Genomic DNA, 21,854 nt, shown 5'->3' with positions numbered 1-21,854 from the left:
AACCGAACCAACAAGTCCGTCAACCATGCTTTTCCGCCTGCTGCGCAAGCTGCTGATTTCCTGCATGTTGCTGCTCTTCTGGGTTGCGGCACAGGCAGCGCCGAGCCCGGCGGGGACGGTGATCAGCAACACGGCAACGGCCACCTTTGTTGATGCGGCCACAGGCCTGTCGGTCCATCTCACCTCCAACACTGTGAACACCACGGTGGCGGTGCTGGAGGCCCTTACACTGGCGTCCAGCCAGAATCTTCTGATTGGAACGGGCGCCACGTTCACGGTCAGCCACAATCTGGCCAATACCGGCAACAGCACAACGAACTATCTGGTCACGGCCAGTGTTGCCGGCGGCAGCGCCTTCACGCCGCTCAACCTTCAAGTGGTGCTGGACGTCAATGGCAACGGCCTGGCCGACGCCGGTGAGCCCGTGGTTCCTGCCGGCGGCGTTGTGATGCTCGGTGTAGGCGCCAATGCGGGGCTGTTGATCACCGGCCAGATACCGCCGGGCGCCACACCCGGGCAGACTGCTCAAATTACCTTAAGTGCTTCGAGCCAGCTTCAGGGCGCGAACGCTGTCAATACCGATACCCTCAACCTCACCAATGGCGCGGCGGTCCAGGTGAGTTACTCGGCTTCCTCTGCTACGGCAACGCAAGGCGCCCCTCTCAGTTTCAATGCAAGGGCCATTAACAACGGCAACATGGCCGCAGCTCCCGCGAACGTGCTTGTCAATGGCGCGCCGGCCGCGCTGTTTATTTTGCGTGCCCCGGTTCCGCTGAACACAGGCTTCACCGCGGCCCAGCCCTCCACCAGCCCGGGTGCTCAAACGCTCTACCACCTGCTGGGCGCCGCGGCCAACAGTTATGTCACGTCGGTACCCGGCGGGGCCACAGTGGATGCAGTGGCCTGGGCCATCGCTACCTTGCCGCAGGGCGGACTGTTCCAGGGGCAGTTCAGCGTCATGGTGAATTCGAACGCCTCCGGTAACGTGAGCGGCGCCGCGTACGCCGACTGGACCGACGCCGCCGCGCCACTGACCACGGCCAGCAACACCGTGGTGCTGGCGTTGCCGTCGTATGCTGCAGACATTGTTTTTTACAGCACTGCAAGCTACGCTAACCAGACCACGCTGGGCACACCCGGCCGTCCGCTGTTCGTGCAGACCAATGCGTCCATATGCAACGCCGACGCAACGGTAGTAGGCACCGTGCCGGTCACCCTTTCCAGCCGGCTAACCGGTGATATCGAGACCTTCATCGCCGTGGAAACCGGTCCCAATACGGGCATCTTCCGGATACAGCCTTCGGTGCCCACCGCCAACGGTGCGTCGCATACCGTGGCTTCCGGGGACGGCATACTGGAAGTGCTGCGAAACGACACCGTGACGGCCACAATCTCGTCGTGCGGAGGCATCACTGTCTCGGCTTCGACGACACTGCTGGTCGACCCCTCGGGTGTTGTTTTCAACTCGGCCACCAACCAGCCCGTTGCCGGCGCCACAGTGGCGCTGATCGACGTGACCGGAGCAGGCAACGGCGGCGTTCCCGGTGGGCCGGCTGTCATATTCCAGGTCGACGGTGTGACGCCGGCTCCCAGCGTTGTCGTGACGGCGGCTGACGGGTTTTATGAGTTTCCGCTGGTGGCCAACAGTACATACAAGCTGGTAATTACCCAACCGGCGGGTTTCACCTTTCCATCCCTGCTTCCTGCGGGGCTGCAGCCCGCAGGGCGGCTGATCGATACGCCCGGCTCTTACGGTGGCAGTTTCCTGGTGGCTGGCGTGGCAGTGCATTTCGATGTACCGCTGGATCCGGGTGCCAGTGCGGGCGGTCTGTTTATCCAGAAGACGGCCAACAAGAAGACAGCCGAGGTCGGGGACTTTGTTGATTACTCGATCAAGTTCAACAATGTCAGCGCCGGGGCACTTCCCGGCGTCGTCGTCAGTGACAGTCTGCCGGCCGGGTTTGCCTACGTACGCGGCACCGCGCGGCTTGACGGAAGCCCCCTCGCCGATCCGGCGGGCGGCGCAGGCCCAAGCCTGCAGTTTGCGGTGGGCTCGATTGCTTCCGGCGCGCAGCCGACCCTGACCTACCGCGTGCGCGTCGGCGTAGGTAGCCAGGGTGGCGACGGCATCAACACCGCGCAGGCGGCCAGCGGCGCTGTGCGCTCCAACCGGTCCAGCGTTCGCGTGCAGGTTGTGGGCGGTGTGTTTTCCAACAAGGCCTATGTCATCGGCAAGGTGTTTGCCGATTGCAGCCGAAACGGTGTGCAGGACGCGGGTGAGCCCGGTATTCCGGGCGTTCGTATTTATCTGGAAGACGGCACCTATGCCGTGACGGACGAAGAAGGCAAATACAGCTTTTACGGCCTGGAGCCACGCACCCACGTCGCCAAGGTCGACAGCATCACATTGCCTGCGGGTGCCTCGCTCCAGGTGCTCAACAATCGAAATGCCCTCGACGCTGCCAGCCGTTTTTTGGACCTGACCAACGGCGAACTCCACAAAGCCGACTTTGCCATCGCCGAATGCACCCCCGGCATCCGTGAGCAGATCGCGGCGCGCCGCAAGGCCTTGGGCAACTCATCAGAGATCACACAGGCTGCGGGCCTGCTGCTGCAGACCAACCGCAGCGCCTCTACGGTGGACAGCCGGACGCTTCCTTCCAGCGGTGCGCTCGGCTTGCCAGGGGCGCTGCAAAACAACAGTCCCGCTGGTTCGGCGGCGCCGCTGCCGGGCACGCTGGGCGCCGCAGGCGATCCGGGCGGACCCTACGCGCCTAACGCCCAGGGTCTGCCGAAGCCGATTTACACCCCTTTGCAAATCGCTCCTGAGGCGCAGCCTTCCGTGGCGGCCGGCACTGGCACTGAAACCGGGCAGGCAATGCCGCCGCTGGAGGATCTCCTGCCAGAACTCAATGCTGAGACCGGTTTCATCGGGCTTGTCAATGACCAGGTGCTGCCATCAGCGCAGACCCGCGTGCGCGTGAAAGGCCCTTTAGGCGCCACGTTCGAGGTCACCCTCAACGGGCAGGTGGTGCCCGTCACGCAAGTCGGCAAAAAAAGCAGCCTGGAAAAAAACCGCGTGGTGGCCTGGGAGTACATCGGGGTGGACCTCCGGCCCGGCCGCAACACGCTGGGCGTGCGCGCTGTCGACAGCTTCGGCAATGCGCGGGGAACAGCGCAGGTCACGGTGCTGGTTCCGGGCGCGCTGGCAAAGATTGAAGTGGGCGCACCGCCGCAGCTGATTGCCGACGGCGCAACGGCCGTTCCCATCACCATCTCCCTGCGTGACGCGCAAGGGCTGCCGGTTGCCGCGCGCACCCAGGTGACCCTGCAGGCCAGCCTCGGCCAGTGGCAGACCCCCGATCTCGATGCGCGCCAGCCGGGCACGCAAGTGTTTGTCGAAGGCGGGGAAGGCCGCTTCCTGCTGCTGCCTCCTGCGCAGCCCGGGAAAGCGGAGCTGGGCATCGCCAGCGGGACGGTCAAGTCGGCAGCGGTGATTGAATTCATGCCCAACCTGCGGCCCATGATTGCCGCCGGTATCGTGGAGGGCACCCTCAACCTGCGCAGCCTCAATCCTTCGGCCTTGCAGCCTGCGCAAAGCGGGGATGTTTTTGAGCGGCAAATACGGAGCACATCGCGCAGCCTTTCCGGCGGCAAGGGCGACGCGGCTGCGCGGACTGCGCTGTTTCTCAAAGGCAAGGTGCTGGGCTCTTCGCTGCTGACGCTGGCCTACGATTCCGACAAACCCTCCGACACAGCGCTGTTCCGCGATATCCAGCCCAACCAGTTTTATCCGGTGTACGGCGACTCATCGGCTCGGGGTTTTGACGCCCAGTCGACGGGCAAGCTGTATGTGATGCTGCAAAACGGCACCAACTACGCGCTGCTGGGCGACTACTCCACCCAGAGTGACAATGCTGCGCGCCAGCTCACGCAATACTCCCGTGCCCTGAATGGTGTCAAAGGTCGCTACCAGGAAGGCGCCGTAACCGTGGAAGGTTTCGCCAGTCGCACCGCGACGACACAGCTGGTGCAAGAGTTCCGCGCCAACGGCACGTCCGGGCCGTTTCGCCTCAACATCAACGGTGTGGTCAACAGCCAGCAGGTCGATATCCTCACACGAAGCCGCAGCCAGGCGTCGGTCATCATCAATGACACGCCGCTGGCGCAGTTCACCGACTATGAAATTGAACCCTTCAGTGGCCAGCTTCTGCTCAAGACCCCGGTCCCGAGCGTTGACACCGACCTGAATCCGATCTTTGTGCGGGTCAGCTATTCGGTGGATTCAGGCGGGCCCAAGCACACGGTTGCGGGCGCGGATGCGCGCCTGGAAGTCCTTCCCGGCGTTACGCTGGGCGCGACAGCGCTGCAGGACACCGACCCCGCCAATCGCCAGAGCCTCAGCGGATTGAACGTAACAGCGAAGCTGGGCGAAAAGACCGTGGCTACCGGCGAAGTCGCCCGCAGCAGCACAGACCTGCAAGGCAGCGGCACAGGCCAGCGCGTGGAAGTCCGCCATGACGACCAGGCGCTTCAGGCACGTGTCTGGGGCGCGCAGACCAGCGCGGGTTTTTACAACCCCAACAGCGTTCAGTCGGCAGGCCAGTCCGAGTACGGCGCAAAGATCGGTTATGCGGTGGATGAGAAAAACCGTGTGGTGGCCGAAGCATTGCGTACCGCCAACAGCATCACCGGCGCGGCGCAGACTGGCGCGGACCTGAAGCTCGAGCACAGCCTGGCCGGCAACGTGAAGGTGGAAGTCGGCGTTCGTTACAGCAGCGCCAACACCGCTGCCGCACTTTCAGGCCCGGCATTGCCCGGCAGCACCGTCCCGGTGGTGCCTTCCGCCGCGGCGCTGGCAACGGGTTCGTCCGAAGAGGTGGGCTACACCACGGCGCGGGTCAAGGTCACGGTACCGGTTCCCAATGTGCCCCAGGCCGATGTCTATGGCCTGGTGGAGTACGCAATTGACGGCAGCGGGGGCCGGGAAGTGGGCATAGGCGGCAACTACGCTGTTAACGCCAGCACGCGTCTGTACGCCCGCCATGATTTCGTCAACAGCCTGAAAAGCGCCTACACACTCAATGCGTCGACATCGCAGTACACCACTGTCGCCGGCATCAACACTGAACTTGCGGGCAGTACACAGCTGTTCAATGAGTACCGCATCGGCGACAGCATCAATGGCCGAACCAGCGAAGCCGCGGTTGGCCTGCGCCGGCTCTGGCGCCTGGACAACGGCATTGGCCTTACCGCCAGCGTGCAGCGCGTCAAGCCGCTGTCTGGCGTGACGGTGGACGACTCGAGCGCCGTGACCTTGGGCGCGGACTATACGGCGGCCGCCACGTGGAAGGCCTCGGGCCAGGTGCAGTGGCAAGCCTCGAATACCTCGACCAGCTGGTTGCTGTCGGGCGCATTGGCCAACAAGCTGGACGACAACTGGACGTTGCTCAACCGCGGCCTGTACAGCGAGCAGACCAACCTCGGCGCAGCCGGTGGAAAACGCGAATTGATCACCGCGCAGACAGGCGCCGCGTACCGCCCGGTGGACACCGACGTGTGGAACGCGCTGGGCCGCATCGAATACAAGAAAGACTCGGACAGCACCCTGGGCCCCGGACTGAGCCGCGACGAGTCCGGCCTGATTCTTTCCACGCACCTCAACGTCCAGCCCAGCCGCAGCTGGGTGGCCAGCGCGCGCTACGCCGCCAAGTGGGGCAGCGACCGTTCCAGCGGTCTGAGCACGCGCTCTTTCACGCAGCTGATCGGCGGCCGCTCCACCTGGGACCTGACGCAGCGTTGGGACGTCAGCCTGCAGGCGTACCGCATGTGGGGTGACGGCGCTGCAGAAACCGCGGTTGGTGTGGAAGTCGGCTACCTGGCCTGGAAGAACATGTGGGTATCGCTGGGCTACAACATCAAGGGCTTCAAGGCCGCCGACCTGGCCGGTGAGGCCTACACGCAACGTGGCGTCTATCTGCGTGTACGCTTCAAGTTCGACGAAAACGTGTTTGAGCCGGCTGCCGCGGCCACCGCCTTACCGTCCCGCACGGCGGCTCCCAAATCATGATGCCCATTTCTCGTCCAGGCCTTCCCTGCGCGCCTCGCCACCGCCTGCTGTCACGCAGGGCGACCCGCCTGGCGTGGATCACCGCCGTCATGCTGATGGCCGCACCCTGGGCCACGGCGCAGACGACGCTCAATTACACCGGCGCGCTGCAGACTTACACCGTGCCAGCGGGTGCAGGCGGGGTGATCATTCAGGCCAACGGCGCGGGGGGCGGCAGCGGCGGCAATGACTTAAACGGCGACGGCGGCGCCGGCGGTGCGGGTGCGCGGGCCACCGGCACCTATTACATCGCGCCGGGTACCGTGCTCAATGTGGCCGTCGGGCAAGGCGGCCGGGCCGGCAACACATCACAGGGCGCCTTCACCTGCGCCAATGCGGCGGGTGCGGGCGGGTTGGCGGGCGGAGCTCCCGGCTTCGCGGGCGGTGCCGGCGGCCAGGCCGGTTGCAGCGGCTGGTCCGGCGGTGGCGCGGGCGGTGGCGCTGCCAGCGTGGTGGCTACGGCCGCCAATCTCCGGTTGGTGATTGCCGGCGGCGGCGGCGGCGGGCAAGGCGGCGCACTGGATGTGCCGGGTCGGGCTGGCTTGGCTGCGCCGGCGGCCTTCGGTGTGTTACCGGGCGCTGCAGGTACCGCGGGCACCACCCGTGTCGGTGACGGCTCGGGCGGTGGCGGTGGCGGTGCGGGTTGCCCTGGCGGCATAGGCGGCGCCGAAGCGGTGGACAGCAGCGGCACCAACACTACCCGGCAGTCAACAGGCGGCAGTTCGTGCCGTGACACGACGCTGGTATCGGCCTTCGGCGTGACCGCCTCGCTGGGCGGTGCCGGCGGTGCTTCCGTTGCGGGAACGGCCCCGGCCAGCGGGAACCCCGGCGGTAACGGCTCCGTCACCATCACGCCCATCTATCCCACGTTGACGGTCACCAAATCCCAGCCCAGCCCGGCGCTGCAGGTGGGTATCAACAGTGTCTACACCCTCACGGTGGCGACCACCACCACGACGCCGGCTTTTGTGGCGCGGGTGGTTGACCAGCTACCCGTCAACATGACTTATGTCAGCAGCAGCGGCACCGGTTGGACCTGCGGGGTCGCGGCCAACGCCGGTGGCACGCTGGTGACCTGTGATTTCAGCGGCACCATCACCGCGAGCGGCGGCACCTCGGTGCTGCAGATCACGGCCAAGCCGACCAGCAACATCACCGTCACCAACTACACCGCCGTGGACCCGGCGGGCGGCACCAGCCCGCCGACTGCAACCACCTGCACGGCCGCCAACACGCCAAGCGCCGGCTGCGCAGCGCCCGTGGTCAGCGCTGTGGCTCTGGGGTTCGGCGGTAATGTCTACAGCGACGCTAACCACAACGGCAACCTGGATGCGGGCGAGTCCGGCATAGGCGGGGCGAGCGCCCTGTGGGTCAAGCTCGTACCGCGCACGGGTAGTGTCTGCAACGGCCCGGCCACGGTGGCGGCTTCCGTTACGCTCTCGACCGGCGCTTACAGCTTTACCAACATACAGCAGGGCAACTACTGCCTGGTCGTGGACGGCAACAGCACCCTCAGCGACATTACGGCGGCCTACCCAGCCGGCTTCATCGGCACGCAGAACCCCACCGGCGTGATCCAGTTCAGCATCGTGGGCGCGCCGCCCGTTCCGCAGAATTTCGGTCTCTACAGCGGCAGCACACTGAGCGGCAACGTGTTCGCCGACAACGGCGCAGGCGGTGGCACCGCCAACAACGGCGTCAAGGCCGGGACAGAGCCCGGCCTGGCCGGCATCACCGTCAATGCCATGCAAGGCGCGACGACGGTTGACAGCGAACCCACGGCCAGCGATGGGAGTTTCATCCTGTGGGTGCCGGCGGCCACCAGCGGCACCGTCGTCATCACGCCCGTGCTGCCGTCCGGCTACATCGCCACAGGCGGCTCGGCCGGTACCACGGGCGGCAGCTACTCGCGCCCAAGCGTGAGCTACACCGCCGGCACCGGCTTGATCCGCACCGGTATCAGCTTCGGCATGGTGGCACCCAACACGTTGAGCCCCAACGGCGCGCAAACCGCCCAGCCGGGCACGGTCGTGTTTTACGCGCATACCTACCAAGCCGGCACCGGCGGGCAGGTCACCTTCTCGATGGCCAACACCGCCACGCCGGCCAGCCCGGCCTGGAGCCAGGTGCTGTACCAGGACAGCAATTGCAATGCGGTGCTGGAAGCCAGCGAGCCGCAGGTCACTGCGGCCATCACGGTCACCGCCGGGCAGACCGTCTGCCTCATCGTCAAGCAGTTTGTTCCAGCGGGCGCGGGTCAGGGCGCACAAAACAGCGTCACGCTGAGCGCTGCCTTCAGCTACACCAATGCCGCGCCGGCGCTGGCCGTCAGCACCTTGGTCGCCACCGACATCACCACTGTTGGGCAGGCGGGTGACCTCGCGCTGGCCAAGCTGGTGAGCAACATCACCCAGGCCATCGCCGCCGCCACCAGTGTGAACGCCAGTCCCGGCGACACGCTGCAGTACACCTTGACGGCCACCAACAATGGCACCCAGCCCTTGTCTACGTTGTTCGTGAGTGACTCGACGCCCGCATTCACCGGTTTCGTGTCAACCGCCTGCCCGGGCGCGCTGCCGACAGGCATCACGGGCTGCGTCGTGACCACACAGCCGGCCGTGAATGCGCAGGGCGCGCTGAAGTGGACCTTCACCGGCTCACTGGCTTCGGGAGCCCAACTGATCGTCACGTACCGGGTCAAGGTCGACCAGTAGGCGACGCGGGTGAAAATGGTTTTGCTATAAATTTAATAGCTGCTTGCGCCCGTCCTTATTGGGCGTGAGGCCAAAATATTATGAAATTTCCCCTGCCTGCAAGCGAAACGCCGGCCGCCTCTCTCCCACCACCAAGCCTCGCGCAGTGATGATCTGGCGCGCTCTCCATGGCGCCAGTTCCGTCCGTTGTGCGTCATCGAGCCACCCCAGCTGGTCCAGCACTTCCACCGTGGCGGCGTGCAGCGCCGCCTTGTTGGCGTCCATCACTTTCAGCGCCACCGCTTCACCGCGTGATTTGCTGCCCACCGCCTGTACACCGTCGGCCCCTATCTTGGTGATCCAGTCACCGCGGCCTGCGCGCATGAAGGCCAGGTCGTTTCTGCCGGTGCCCGACACCAGCTCGGGGTGGCATGTCATGGCCTCACCCAGGGAAGAAAAGCTCTCGCCGAATTCAGCGTCGCGTGTGCCGCTGGCCAGCCGGGCGTAGCCCCGCGCGAGATGGCTCAAGGGCAGCGCGTAGTTCGGCGCGGAACAGCCATCGATACCCATTTTTAAATCGTTGGCGTCCATACCCACGGCACGCGCGACGTCGCGGCGTATGGCCTGCTGCAATGGGTGTTCGGGTGCGATGTAGTCTTCCAGGCTCAGGCCATGCTGCACGCAATACGCCAGAAAACCGGCATGCTTGCCGCTGCAGTTGTTGTGGCGCTCGTCAAACACCAAGCCTGGCGGCGGTGCTTGTTCCAGCTGGGTAAAGATACCCGGTATGTGGCAGCCACACCGCAACGCGGTCCGGGCGAGTCCGGCCTTGTCCAGCATGTCTTGCGTTTCCCGGACATGCATGTCCTCGCCGTTGTGGCTGGCGCACAGCATTGCCAGCTGCCGGGTGCTGAAACCAAACTGTTGGGGACCGCCTGCTTCCATGAAAGGAAGGGCCTGCAGGGCCTTGAGGGTGGAGCGCGAGAAGGTCAACCAATGGGGGTCTCCGGCATACGCCACCAGGCTGCCTGCTGCATTGACCACGGCCACCGAACCCAAATGCTGGCATTCCAGTGTGCCGCCCCGGGTCAGCTCGATCAGGGGGAGGTGTTTCATGCCGCATTGTGAACCACGCGCAGCAGGTGCCGGCAGACCTCGGCGTCGATGTTTTCTCCTGGTACAGCACCAGGGTTAAGAAAGTACCGCCTTGTCTTTGCTTCGCATAAAGATCTCCAGTTCCTCGATGGGAAGCGCCTTGCAAAACAGGTGGCCCTGGTAACAGCCACAGCCATAGCGCACCAGGAATTCGCGCTGGGCTTCAGTCTCCACGCCTTCGGCCATGACGCCCAGACCCAAACTTTGCGCCAGGCCGATGATGGTGCGGGCGATGGCCGCGTCATTGGGGTCGGTCAAAACGTCCTTCACAAAGCTGCGGTCAATTTTCAGCTGGTCCAGCGGCAGGTGCTTCAGGTAGGAGAGGGCTGAATAGCCCATGCCGAAATCATCAATCGACAGGGTGACGCCGGCTTGTTTGAGAATGCCCATCTTGGCAATCGTGACCTCAATATTGGAGGCCAGCAGGCTTTCGGTCAACTCCAGTTTGAGCCTGTGGGCACTGATGCCCGCCTGGTCGATCGCAGCCATCACCAGCTCCACAAAATCGGGATGCCGGAACTGGCGAACGCTCACGTTGACGGCCACGCTGAGGCTTGCGGTTTCCGGCTGCCTGGCCCACGCCGCCAGCTGCGCGCAAGCTGTCTCCAGCACCCATTTGCCGAGGGGCAGGATAAGGCCGCTTTCCTCCGCCTGCGAGATGAAAGCGTCAGGAAACACCATTCCGCGCTTCGGGTGCCGCCAGCGGATCAAGGCCTCCACGCCCACCATATGGCCTTCGTTCCCCACCTGGGGCTGGTAGTGCAGCACAAACTCCTGGTTGCGCAGGCCCTGGCGCAGTTCCACGTTAATGGCAGCGTTGGCTGTCGCCGCCGCCTGCATCTGCGGGTCAAAAAAGCACAGGGTGTTACGGCTCGCCGCCTTGGCGCCGTACATCGCCAGATCGGCCTGTTTGAGCAGGTCGCCGATGCTTTCCTGCTGCTCGCTGAAGAACGTGATGCCGATGCTGCAGGTGGCGTGGTGCTCGTGGCCCATCAGGTCATAGGGCTCGCTGAGTGACGCCAGGATTTTTTCACCGACCACCCGGGTTCTTGTGATAGCTGGTTCGAGTTTTTCCCCCTGGTTTTCCAGCAGTATCACGAATTCATCTCCCCCGAGCCGCGCCACTGTGTCGTTGTGCCTGACGCACGCCGTCAGGCGTGAAGCCACTTTCTGAAGCAGCAGATCGCCTTTGGAATGACCCAGTGTGTCGTTGAGCACCTTGAAATGGTCAAGGTCAATGAACATCAGTGCGCCGATCCGCGAATGACCGGCGCCGTCGTTCAGCGAACTCTGGAGCCGGTCCATCAACAACTGGCGGTTGGGCAGTTGGGTCAGGGCGTCGTAGAAGGCCAGATGCTCGATTTCGTCTTTGGCTGTCTTGCGTTCCGTGATGTCGCGAAAGTACACGGCAAGCCCTTCCTCAAAGGGATAGGCGCGCAACTCCAGCCACTTGCCCAGTTCTGCATAGAACTCTTCAAACTCAACGGGCTGGCCACTCACCAGCGCGAGCCGTATCTCCCGCCGCAAGCGGCCGCCGCGATGGGCGTGGACCGCCTGCCAGAGTGTCTGGCCCAGCAAGTCCCTGCTTTTACGGCGCAACAGGCGTTCGCTCTCGGGGTTCACATAAGTAAAGCGGCCCTCCATGTCCAGCGTGGCAAACGCATCCGTGATGCTGGCCAGTGTGGTGCTCAGCCGCATGGTCAGGCGCAGGGAGTCCTGCTCGGCCTTTTTCTTGTCTGTGAGGTCGTGCAGGATTCCCTGAATGCGCACCACCTGGCCGGATGCGTCACGCAGCGCCTGCCCAAGTGAGCGCATCCACAGCAGCCGGCCACCAGCCGCAATCACCTGGGCTTCTACATCAAACGGCGTGCCGTATTCCATGCAGGCGTCGAAAACACCCGCCATCAGCACGCGGGATTCCGGCGCGTAGAAAGCGAGCGCGTCTTCGAACGACGGCGCTGCCGCGGAGGGTATGCCAAGCAGGCTCGCCAGCTGGGCGGTCCACGTGAAATGGCGCGCGGGCAAGTCCACAGCCCACGCACCGGCCTTCGCGGCCCGCTCCAGCAGCCCCAACATGTGCGTCGCCGCGTCTTCATGGCTGTAACCCGGCTGCGTGGGTGCCAATGAGAGGAGTTTGTCCATTGATCAGGCCTGTCGCTCGGCCGCTTCACGCTCGGCCTCTTGGGTTGCTTCGCGCTTCACAAGGGCCGTGTGTTCAAAGCAGTAGGCGAGCAGCAGGTCCAGTTCGGTGGATTTGTCAAAAACCGCGTCGGCCCCGAGTCCTTGGGCCCGTTTGCGAATCTCCGGCGTTGCATAGTTGGTTAAGAGCACGACCTTCTGGTAGGGCTCGCGGTTGCGGCACCCCGCCAATATGCCCAAGCCACTGCCTTCCTTCAAAAACAGGTCGACGATTGCCAGGTGCCAATGCCCGTCCTGCATCGTCAACCAGCGGCTGGATTCCGCCTGCGTCGCGGAATGCGCTGTGACCCTGACATCGGCGACCTCCCTCAGTGTTTCGATGAGGTTGTTGAGAACAGTGCTGTTGTCTTCCGCCAGGTAAGTGATGAATGCCATGGGCCCTCCGGTTATTTGCGCCAGTTGCCCTCCGGGACAAGTCGACTCAAGGATGACAACAGCTTGGTGTGCCCATGCCTGACATCCGTTGGCGTCCACTGTAGTAGGACAAGCGCAGATTCCCGTCTCAAAAAAATAGCAGGGCTTTCGCTGCTTCAGGGGAGCGCTGGATTTGCAAAAAAATCCCTGTGATTTCGGCGGTCTGTTCGTTAGCAGACAGACGATAAGAGCGCGCCCGGCGATCTTCGGTGCGCGATGAATGTGGACGAAATTCATGCGCCGGGCAGGGCAGCGAGGGGTCGTCCTACAGCCGCGGGCGGTTTTCCCTCAGTGTTTCCGCTGGAAATGCTTCTTACATTGATATTTGAACTTTTGTTTTCAATGAAAACATAGATGACTGTATTTTTAGGGGAAAGTTAGTATGAACACGACTCTCGATCAACTCAATGGCCACACGGATATTGGCGCTTTACGCCCGGCGCTGCTCTCCATTTGCTCCCGTTTCGGCTCTATCGCCAGGCTGGACATTCTTGCCGCCGGGCAGGCTGGAAAACGTCAAGCCTTGTGCTTTCTGCGCATGGACTCTGCAGAACAGGAACAGCAGCTGATCAGCGAACTCGGGGTCGGCCGTTTTGGCGGAGATCTGGTGGTGATTGTGGATCTCCATGGCCAAGAGGTCGCAAGCCACACGGCCGTTGCAGCTCAAGCATTGTGAGTTCCCCGTCTTGCCGCTATTCCCCGGTTTTCGGGGCTTTTGCGGGCAGGCACGCCTCAGGGCTCGCCGATTCTCTTTTTCATTTGCCGTTTTCAGGCCGATGAACCCATCCATCCACCCATAAGCAGGCACATGAAAAACATTCTCATCATCTCGGGCACACGTCCCGAAATCATCAAGCTCGCACCGGTCTATCACGCACTGCGTGAGGTGCCGTGGGCCCGTGTGCAATGGCTGCACACCGGCCAGCACGCAGAAATGGCCCAGCAGATATTCGACTGCTTTGACGTGACGCCCGACATCTCGCTCAAGCGCACCGGCGCCAGCCTGGTCGAGTTCAGCACGGGCTGCCGGCAACAGCTTGACGCCGTGATGCAGCAGCAGGCCTGGTCTCTCGTGATTGTTCAGGGCGATACCGAAAGCGCCTTTCAGGGCGGACTCGCCGCGTTCTACCACCGCGTTCCTCTTGCACATGTCGAAGCGGGGCTTCGCACCTATAACCTGAACCGCCCCTTTCCCGAAGAAGGTTTGAGGCAGATGATCAGCCGCCTTGTGCAGTTCCACTTTGCGCCCACGCAGGGGTCCGAGGCCGCACTGCAGGCGGAGGGTATTGCCGACGCCAAGATTCATCTCACAGGCAACACCGTGATCGACGCCCAGCGCTGGGCCTGCAAACGGCATGGCATCCGGCGTTCGATTGCCGGACGGGGCCATCTGCTGGTGACGGTTCACCGGCGGGAGAACTGGGGTGACGATGTGGCCGAAATATGCCACGCCATCGCGGAAATCGCTCGGCAGCAGCCTGAGCTGGAGGTGCTGTTCCCGGTGCATTTGAACCCGGTGATCCAGAAACCCGTCAACGCCATACTTGGCGACCTGCCCAATGTCAGGCTCACGCCCCCGCTGGATTACACCCAGATGCAGCAGGCGCTTGTCGATGCCTGCATCGTGTTGACCGACTCCGGTGGCCTTCAGGAAGAGGCGCCTACTTTTGGGGTTCCGGTGCTTGTGCTGCGAGAGGAAACGGAGCGCCCCGAAGCAGTGCAAGCCGGTTGCGCCTTGCTGATCGGGGCAAGCCGCCCGGTGATCGTGCGGGAGACCCTGCGCCTTCTGACGGATACGGCGGCCTACACGCGGATGTCGCAAGCCGGCAATCCGTTCGGCGACGGCGCCGCGTCGCAGCGCATCGTTGAAGTGCTGGCGCGCAGCCTGGCCGACGAAGCCGTCGCGTTGCCCGAACTGGCCTGAACGGTCGTGCATGGAGCAACCCTTATGAAACATCTCTTTTCGCGTGCCAGCCTGCTCGCCAACATCGGGCTGATGGCGGCTTTGCCGGCTTTCGCACAATCCGAAAGCACGCCGGCGCTGGTGCCTGCATTCAAGACCTACCCGGTTGCCGCCGTGATGGCGTCGCTGCTGTTCCTGATCGTGCTGATCATGATGCTGTATGGCCTGCGCCATTTCATGTTCACCATGAACCGCCTGACCGGCGTGCAGCGCCACCCCTATATCGATATCAGTGTGGCCTCCTGGCCGATGATCACCGTGTTCATCGCGGCCCATAACGAGGAAAAGGTGATTGCCGGCTGCATAGAGGCATTGCTCAATACAGACTACCCGCACGACCGGTTGAAGATCATTCCCGTCAACGACCGGTCTCAAGACACGACGGCGCAGATTATCGACGCTTACGTGGAGCGCCACCCTTCGCGCATCTGGCCGTTTCACCGTGTCGGCGGCAAGGCCGGGAAATCTGCTGCGCTGAAAGATGCGCTGGCATTCGCGCAAGGCGATATCGCCATTATTTTTGATGCCGACTACGTACCCGGCCGCGGTTTGCTCAAGCAACTGGTCGCGCCATTTTTTGATCCGGAGATCGGCGCGGTGATGGGCCGCGTGGTGCCCGCGAACAGCGGTGCGAATTTGCTGACCCGGCTGCTGGACCTCGAGCGCTCAGGCGGTTACCAGGTCGATCAGCAGGCACGCATGAACATGAACCTGATGCCGCAGTACGGCGGCACGGTGGGCGGGGTGCGCCTGTCGGCCGTGGCCGCCGTGGGCGGCTGGCACGATGACACGCTGGCGGAAGACACCGACATCACGTACCGCTTGATGTTCAACGGCTGGAAAACCGTCTACACCAACCGGTCCGAATGTTATGAAGAGGTGCCGGAAGACTGGAGCGTTCGCATCAAGCAGGTGACGAGGTGGGCGAAAGGGCATAACCAGGTGCTGTCCCGCTACTGGTGGAAGTTTGCGACCAGCACCTACCTGACCCCCGGTCAGCGGCTGGATGGATTGCTGCTTCTTTTTGTGTTCGTGGTGCCGCTTGTCATGCTGGTGGGCTGGTGTCTGGCCTTGGGCCTGTATTTTCTGAACGCCGGTTCTTTGCTCTCAGTCCTGATCCCGGTCTTTGCACTGATGGTGTACGGCACCCTGGGGAATTTTGCGGCCTTTTTTGAAATTGTGATTGCCGTGCTCATCGACGGAAATCGCAAGCGGCTTCGCTTGCTGCCGTTCAACATGCTGGGCTTTTTGGTCAGCCTGTTTGCAATTTCCGGCGCCGCATGGAGCCTGTTGCTTGACCGTGTTCTCAGCCGTGAAATGGTGTGGGACAAGACCATCCGCTATCGGGAGGCTCCGCTGAAATGACACCCCATTACTTCACCTACATCGCTTTTGCGGTGATTTGCCTGACCCTGCTGACTTTGCCGTTTGTTCCCGCATTTCGCGAGTGGCTTTACCCGACGGATGCCGTCCCGTTGCCGGTGTCTCCAAACTACACCAGCGACATCGATCACTTCGCCCGCCGCCTGCGCGCAGACGCCATGGCAAAACTTGGATCGGGCCCTCCCACGGGTTACGAGGAATTCGACTTTGTGGCCGACACCGACGCCGGTGCCGACATGGACTGGCGCCAGGCGCAAAAGCGGCTCATTGCCCGCGCGAGCATCAGCAGCCCGGACGCTGTTCGGAGCTTACAACCGGTCTATGTGGACGGTAGCCTGCGGGCGGGAGCCGACTCCGCTTTTACGGCCCTGTATGCCACGGGCGATATCGAATTGGGCGCGCAAAGCGAAATCACCGATTGGGCCCATGCTGATGGTGTGGTTCGCCTCGGTGCGAACAGCATAGGGCTCAGGAGGATATCTGCGGGAGTTGCCATTGAGCTGGGTACCGAAGCCTGGTTTGAACGCCTGCATGCACCGGTGCTGCGTTTTGGCTCTCACGTCAGTTCCGTGCCGCAGCCGCAATCTTACGAACAGTCACCGGCAAGCTACGCCGACCTGCCGCGCGCCATTCGCCAGACGCCTGAGCTCTATCTCATTCGGGGTGATTGCGCGTTGCCTCCCGGCAAGGTTTACACGGGCTCGCTGGTGGTGACGGGGTTCCTCACGGTGGGCGCGGCGACCACTGTTGTCGGCGACATCAAGGCGCGTGATGGCGTGAGCATTGGTCCGCGGGCGTCCGTGCGGGGTGCTTTGACCTGCGAGAAGCGCATTTATGTTTTCCCGGATGCGCGGGTTCGGGGTCCGGTAATTTCAGAGAGCGATGTGCTGATTGGCGCCAATGCGGTGATTGGGCAGTCCGACGCACAAACCACCGTGAGTGCCGCCAATCTCATCGTAGAGGATGGCGTCACTGTGCATGGAACCTTATGGGCGCACGAGATCGGCATGGTCAAGCAGCTATGAATTTCAAAAGCTTTATCTGTGCAGGCGCGATGATGATGTTGTCCGGTGGGGGAAGTTTTGCTGCGGGCGCACCCCCACTGGTTCTGCAGGGCTACGTCGATGAGGCCGGAGCGATCACCGTCCTGCATGGCGGGAATTCCTCCGACCCTTATTTCGCGATGCAGGCGCTGCTGCTGGCGCATGACAACGGCATGGACGTTTCGGTAGCTGCCGAGAGGTTTGCCGACTGGCTCGTGCCCAGGCAAAAACCCGACGGCACCTTCGACAGGTTTTGCCGGGACGGGGCAGGGCGCTGGGCCTCTTGCAAGGCGGCAGACGCTGACGATTCCCTGCTGGCGATGTGGATGCGCCTGCTGGAGACCATGCCGGAGAAGCTGCGCAGCAAACCGGTGTGGCTGAAGAGTCACGCAACCAGCAAGGCCTCGCTGGAGCATCTCTTCCAGCCCTCACGCGGGATCTACATGGTGTCTCCGCTGGTACTTCACGGCTTGTTCATGGACAACCTGGAGGTCTGGTCGCTCAAGGCGCAACGCACGCCGGCCGCGCAGGCTCTGGAGGCTGACAAGTTGGCCAGCTCCATCCGTGACACCTTCTGGAATCCGGTTGACAAGCACTTTCTGGTGTCAACGCAACTGGAGCAGAGGTCTGAAAAGCAGGCGTTCTACCCCCACCATGTCGCGCAGATATTTCCGCTGCTGGTGGACTTTCCGATGGCGCCTGTTGAGACTGGCCCTTACTACCGCGCATGGATGTCGGCGCACCGGGCTGAATGGCTGGGGCAGGGAAAGGCGGACTACCCGTGGGGGTTAATCGCAGTGCTTGCGATGCGTCAGGGCGATGCGGCCAGCGCACGCTGCTGGTTGCGGGAGGCGACGGCCCTTCGCCACTCCGCGCGTTGGGCCGTCACAGATGAGGTTTCTTTCCAGATACTGGCCAGCAAAGGCCTCAAGCCGGCGGCCAAAGAAACCGGCTGCGGGTGACAAGTTGCCTGGCCTTCGAGCCGCTTTGTACTTCTTTTCAATCTACCTACGCTTTTCGAGAGGAGCAGCATGCTCAAACCGATCCTTCTTTTTCCGCTGTGCTTCCTGGCATGTGCCGCACCGGCCTTCGCCCAACCGCTTTCATCGCATCAGGAAACTGCTGTTTCCGCGCCTCTGGTACAGGCGCCCGCAGAGCCCTTGCGAAGCCTGGAGCTGAGTACCGGCGCGCAGAGCCTCACCGGCGGCTATGGCAACTGGAATGACGTGACTTTGCGGGGCGCTTACGGCGTGTCGCGCCACGTGTTTCAGGCCGAAGCGTCGGTCCAGCGCCGGTTTAATGAAGACGGTGCGTTCATCGGGCTGGGCGATACCTACACCTTCAACGAAGACTGGTACGGATCTCTTGCCGTAGGCGCCGGTGACGGTGCGTTTTACCTGCCGCGCTTCCGGGCCGACGCAACGCTGTATCGCAAATTCCTGCCCGGCCGAAACCTCGTTGGCAATGTCGGCATCGGGTATTACAAGGCGCCGGACGGCCACAGCGACCGCAGCGTCTCGGTGGGTGCGGCCTATTACTTCGAATCCCCCTGGATCATTGAAGGCGGGGTGCGGCTGAACAGCAGCAATCCCGGCTCCGTGCAGACCCAGCAGCAGTTTGCCGCAGTGACGTATGGCCGCGACAAGCAGGACCTGATCACGGCGCGCTACGCCTGGGGCGGCGAGGGCTATCTGGCAACGGGCCCCAACACGCAGCTGGTGAATTTTGACAGCCGCGAGGCCAGCATTGCGTGGCGGCACTGGCTGAATCCGCGCACCGGCATATTGGTGGGCGCCAATCGGTACAGCAATCCGCTGTACCGCCGCACCGGCCTGAACGTCGGCATCTTCCACAACTTCTGAAGGCCGCCATGAGCACCCGAGCAAATACCGTATCGGCTCAAGCCCGTGAGCATGACCGCGTCTTCCACAAAACGTTTGATGCCGCCCGGCGCGCGAGAGCGCTTCGGGTCAAGGTGCGGCCGCACCGGGCGATCACATCGCTGCACGTGACGCCTTATCTGGCGACGCAGGCCATCATCCTGCCAATACTGTTGTGCGGGCTCTTGCTCTGGGCCAAGCCACTGTTGCTGGAGTTCTGGCGCAACTGCATCCTTTTTTGGTCCGCCCGGCTGGATTTGCCCTTCAGCCTGGCGAGCCGCGCCAATGAGGCGGGGCAATTCCCGTTGCTCATGGGCGTGGTGTCGGAAGGCTCGCCCATGCCGGGCCCGACAACGATGGTGGTGACCGCGCTGGTGACGCTTGCCGCGTTCGCGCTTTCCCTGCGCATGAAAGACGCGCAGCTGCCGCTCAAATACCCGATACGCATCGTTTGCGTGCTGCAGTTCGTCGCGCTGGGCTACTTCTGGTTTTCATCGACCGAGTTCCCTTACAGCATCGCCCGCCATAGCGAAGAACTCATGACCATCGGCTATGGGGTGATGGTGGCGACGCCGGTGATGCTGGCGATGGGGTATTACATCCTCAACCAGAGCCTGGTGATCAAGCTGCTGCATACCGTGCTTATCCTCGCGTTCTTCGCGATATTGATTCCCCATCAGGTGCTGGTACAGGCTTTCATCATGCAGCACCTGTCCGTGCTGTTCATGCCCGTGCTTTACATCTGCTTCGGTGCGGTGTTTGACGCACTGATATTTGTCGCCTTGTATTCCTGGGCCGTCAGCAACGCGCCGCTGGATGCAACCAACTGATCGCCGGCGCTGCCGTCGTGCCCCGGATTAGCTGCTTTTGCCGCGGATGATGCCTGCGGCGACGTCGGCAGGCGCTTCGGCGTAGCGCTTGAATTCCATGGTGTAGGTCGCGCGGCCCTGCGTGAGCGAGCGCAGCGTGGTGGAGTAGCCGAACATTTCCGACAGCGGCACTTCGGCACGCACCAGCTTGCCGCCACCGCCCGCGATGTCCTCCATACCCTGCACCATGCCGCGCCGCGACGAGAGGTCGCCCATCACATTGCCCATGAAGTCCTCAGGTGTTTCGACCTCGACTGCCATCACCGGCTCGAGCAGCACCGGTTTGGCGTGGCGCATGCCTTCCTTGAATGCCAGTGAGCCGGCCATGCGAAAGGCGTTCTCGTTCGAGTCAACGTCATGGTAGGAGCCGAACACCAGCGTCGCCTTCACGTCCACCACCGGGTAGCCCGCGAGTACGCCGGCCTTGAGCGTTTCCAGGATGCCCTTGTTGACCGCCGGAATGTACTCGCGCGGAATCACGCCGCCCTTGATGGCATCGACAAATTCATAGCCTTTTCCCGAAGGCTGCGGCTCCAGGTTGAGCACGGCGTGGCCGTACTGCCCGCGCCCGCCCGACTGCTTGATGAACTTGCCTTCGACGTCGTTCACCGCTTGCCGAATGGTCTCGCGGTAGGCGACCTGCGGCTTGCCGACATTGGCTTCGACGCTGAACTCGCGCTTCATGCGGTCCACCAGAATTTCAAGATGCAGTTCGCCCATGCCCGAGATGATGGTCTGGCCCGACTCCTCGTCGGTGTGCACGCGAAATGAGGGATCTTCCTGTGCCAGGCGGTGCAGCGCGATGCCCATTTTTTCCTGGTCGGCCTGGGTTTTGGGTTCTACCGCCTGCGAGATGACGGGTTCAGGGAACACCATCTTCTCCAGGATGATGACGTGGGCCGGGTCGCACAGCGTGTCGCCGGTGGTGGCTTCTTTCAGGCCCACGGCGGCTGCGATGTCGCCGGCACGTACTTCCTTGACCTCGTTGCGTTCATTGGCGTGCATCTGCAGGATACGGCCCAGGCGCTCACGCTTGCCTTTGACGGGGTTGTAGACCGTATCGCCGGCTTTGATCACGCCTGAGTACACGCGAAAGAAAATCAGCTGACCCACATAGGGATCGGTCATGATCTTGAAGGCCAGCGCCGAGAAGGGCTCGTCGTCATCCGGATGCCGCTCAGCCTCACCCTCGTCTTCGGTGTGGCCCAGGATGGCGGGCACGTCCACCGGTGACGGCAGGTAGTCGATCACCGCGTCCAGCATGGCCTGCACGCCCTTGTTTTTGAAAGCGCTGCCGCACAGCATGGGCACGATCTCGTTGGCGACTGTGCGCTGGCGCAGGCCCTGTTTGATTTCATCTTCGCTCAGGGGTTCGCCCGCCAGGTACTTGTTGAGCAACTCGTCGTTGGCTTCGGCGGCCGCTTCGATCATCTTGGTGCGCCACTCGTTGGCGGTCTCTACCAGGTCCGCCGGAATATCATCGTATTCAAAATGCAGGCCCTGGCTGGTGTCGTCCCAGATGATGGCTTTCATCTTGACGAGGTCGACCACGCCCTGGAAGTGGTCCTCCGCGCCCACCGGGATCTGCACCGGCACGGCCACGCCCTTGAGGCGCTCGCCGATCTGGCGCTGCACGCGAAAAAAATCCGCGCCCACGCGGTCCATCTTGTTGACGAAGGCCAGGCGCGGCACCTTGTACTTGTTGGCCTGGCGCCAGACGGTTTCCGACTGCGGCTGCACGCCGCCCACGGCGTCGTAGACCATCACGGCGCCGTCGAGCACGCGCATGGAGCGCTCCACCTCGATGGTGAAATCCACGTGGCCTGGGGTGTCGATGATGTTGATGCGGTGCTCGGGATAGTTGCCTGCCATGCCTTTCCAGAAGGCGGTGGTTGCTGCCGAGGTGATGGTGATGCCGCGCTCCTGCTCCTGCTCCATCCAGTCCATGGTGGCTGTGCCTTCATGGACCTCGCCGATCTTGTAGTTCACACCGGTGTAAAACAGGATGCGCTCGGTCGTGGTGGTTTTGCCGGCGTCGATGTGCGCGCTGATGCCGATGTTGCGGTAGCGCTCGATGGGGGTATGGCGGGGCATGGCGGACTCCTTTTTGCCGGCCTGCGCATCTTGGAGTTGTTGGCGCCGGCCG

The 21,854-nt window shown here is 62.9% G+C and carries 13 protein-coding genes; 9 read left to right on the top strand and 4 right to left on the bottom strand.

From position 1 onward, the window contains the following. Positions 1-25: 25 nt before the first annotated feature. Together ABI546_RS06845 and ABI546_RS06840 are read left to right on the top strand one after the other, a co-directional pair. The gene (locus tag ABI546_RS06845; RefSeq protein ID WP_348045378.1) at positions 26-6,070 is read left to right on the top strand and encodes an SdrD B-like domain-containing protein; all 6,045 of its coding nucleotides are present in this window, start codon (positions 26-28) and stop codon (positions 6,068-6,070) included. Next, positions 6,067-8,823: an SdrD B-like domain-containing protein gene (locus ABI546_RS06840; protein ID WP_348045376.1), complete on the top strand. Its 2,757-nt coding sequence runs from the start codon at positions 6,067-6,069 to the stop codon at positions 8,821-8,823. Before ABI546_RS06845 ends, ABI546_RS06840 begins: the two co-directional genes overlap by 4 nt. A 78-nt stretch (positions 8,824-8,901) precedes the next feature. Here the strand turns inward: ABI546_RS06840 and ABI546_RS06835 are convergent, their stop codons facing one another. The 3 genes from ABI546_RS06835 to ABI546_RS06825 all read right to left on the bottom strand — a co-directional run bounded on the left by ABI546_RS06835 (position 8,902) and on the right by ABI546_RS06825 (position 12,531). Continuing rightward, entirely contained in the window at positions 8,902-9,918 is a 1,017-nt protein-coding gene (locus tag ABI546_RS06835) for an asparaginase (protein WP_348045374.1), read from the bottom strand. A gap of 75 nt (positions 9,919-9,993) precedes the next feature. Continuing rightward, positions 9,994-12,099, bottom strand: a complete 2,106-nt coding sequence (locus ABI546_RS06830) for an EAL domain-containing protein (RefSeq protein ID WP_348045372.1) — start codon at positions 12,097-12,099, stop codon at positions 9,994-9,996. 3 nt (positions 12,100-12,102) lie between these two features. Further along, positions 12,103-12,531: a response regulator gene (locus tag ABI546_RS06825; protein ID WP_348045370.1), complete on the bottom strand. Its 429-nt coding sequence runs from the start codon at positions 12,529-12,531 to the stop codon at positions 12,103-12,105. A 421-nt stretch (positions 12,532-12,952) separates the two neighbouring features. Here ABI546_RS06825 and ABI546_RS06820 point away from each other — a divergent pair, with 421 nt between their 5' ends. The 7 genes from ABI546_RS06820 (at position 12,953) to ABI546_RS06790 (ending at position 19,669) form a co-directional block, all read left to right on the top strand. Then, a complete protein-coding gene (locus ABI546_RS06820; protein WP_348045368.1) occupies positions 12,953-13,246 on the top strand; it encodes a hypothetical protein in 294 nt (97 codons plus the stop codon). Between the two features lie 132 nt (positions 13,247-13,378). Then, positions 13,379-14,494: a UDP-N-acetylglucosamine 2-epimerase (non-hydrolyzing) gene (gene wecB / locus ABI546_RS06815; RefSeq protein WP_348045366.1), complete on the top strand. Its 1,116-nt coding sequence runs from the start codon at positions 13,379-13,381 to the stop codon at positions 14,492-14,494. 24 nt (positions 14,495-14,518) lie between these two features. Next, positions 14,519-15,898 carry a glycosyltransferase gene (locus ABI546_RS06810; protein ID WP_348045364.1) on the top strand — a complete coding sequence of 460 codons (1,380 nt, stop codon included), beginning with the start codon at positions 14,519-14,521 and terminating at the stop codon, positions 15,896-15,898. Next, positions 15,895-16,941: a polymer-forming cytoskeletal protein gene (locus ABI546_RS06805; RefSeq protein WP_348045362.1), complete on the top strand. Its 1,047-nt coding sequence runs from the start codon at positions 15,895-15,897 to the stop codon at positions 16,939-16,941. Before ABI546_RS06810 ends, ABI546_RS06805 begins: the two co-directional genes overlap by 4 nt. Further along, positions 16,938-17,921 carry a hypothetical protein gene (locus tag ABI546_RS06800; RefSeq protein WP_348045360.1) on the top strand — a complete coding sequence of 328 codons (984 nt, stop codon included), beginning with the start codon at positions 16,938-16,940 and terminating at the stop codon, positions 17,919-17,921. Before ABI546_RS06805 ends, ABI546_RS06800 begins: the two co-directional genes overlap by 4 nt. 69 nt (positions 17,922-17,990) lie before the next feature. Beyond that, the gene (locus ABI546_RS06795; protein WP_348045358.1) at positions 17,991-18,821 is read left to right on the top strand and encodes a YaiO family outer membrane beta-barrel protein; all 831 of its coding nucleotides are present in this window, start codon (positions 17,991-17,993) and stop codon (positions 18,819-18,821) included. 8 nt (positions 18,822-18,829) lie between these two features. Continuing rightward, positions 18,830-19,669, top strand: coding sequence for a hypothetical protein (locus ABI546_RS06790; protein WP_348045356.1), 840 nt, complete (start codon positions 18,830-18,832; stop codon positions 19,667-19,669). A 27-nt stretch (positions 19,670-19,696) separates the two neighbouring features. Here the strand turns inward: ABI546_RS06790 and fusA are convergent, their stop codons facing one another. After that, a complete protein-coding gene (fusA, locus tag ABI546_RS06785; RefSeq protein WP_348045354.1) occupies positions 19,697-21,802 on the bottom strand; it encodes an elongation factor G in 2,106 nt (701 codons plus the stop codon). Positions 21,803-21,854: the final 52 nt, after the last annotated feature.

It is taken from the genome of Polaromonas sp. (assembly GCF_039932935.1).
GTDB lineage: Bacteria > Pseudomonadota > Gammaproteobacteria > Burkholderiales > Burkholderiaceae_C > Polaromonas.
The sequence above is the reverse complement of the archived record's forward strand: the minus strand, read 5'-3'. Positions and strand labels throughout refer to the sequence as shown.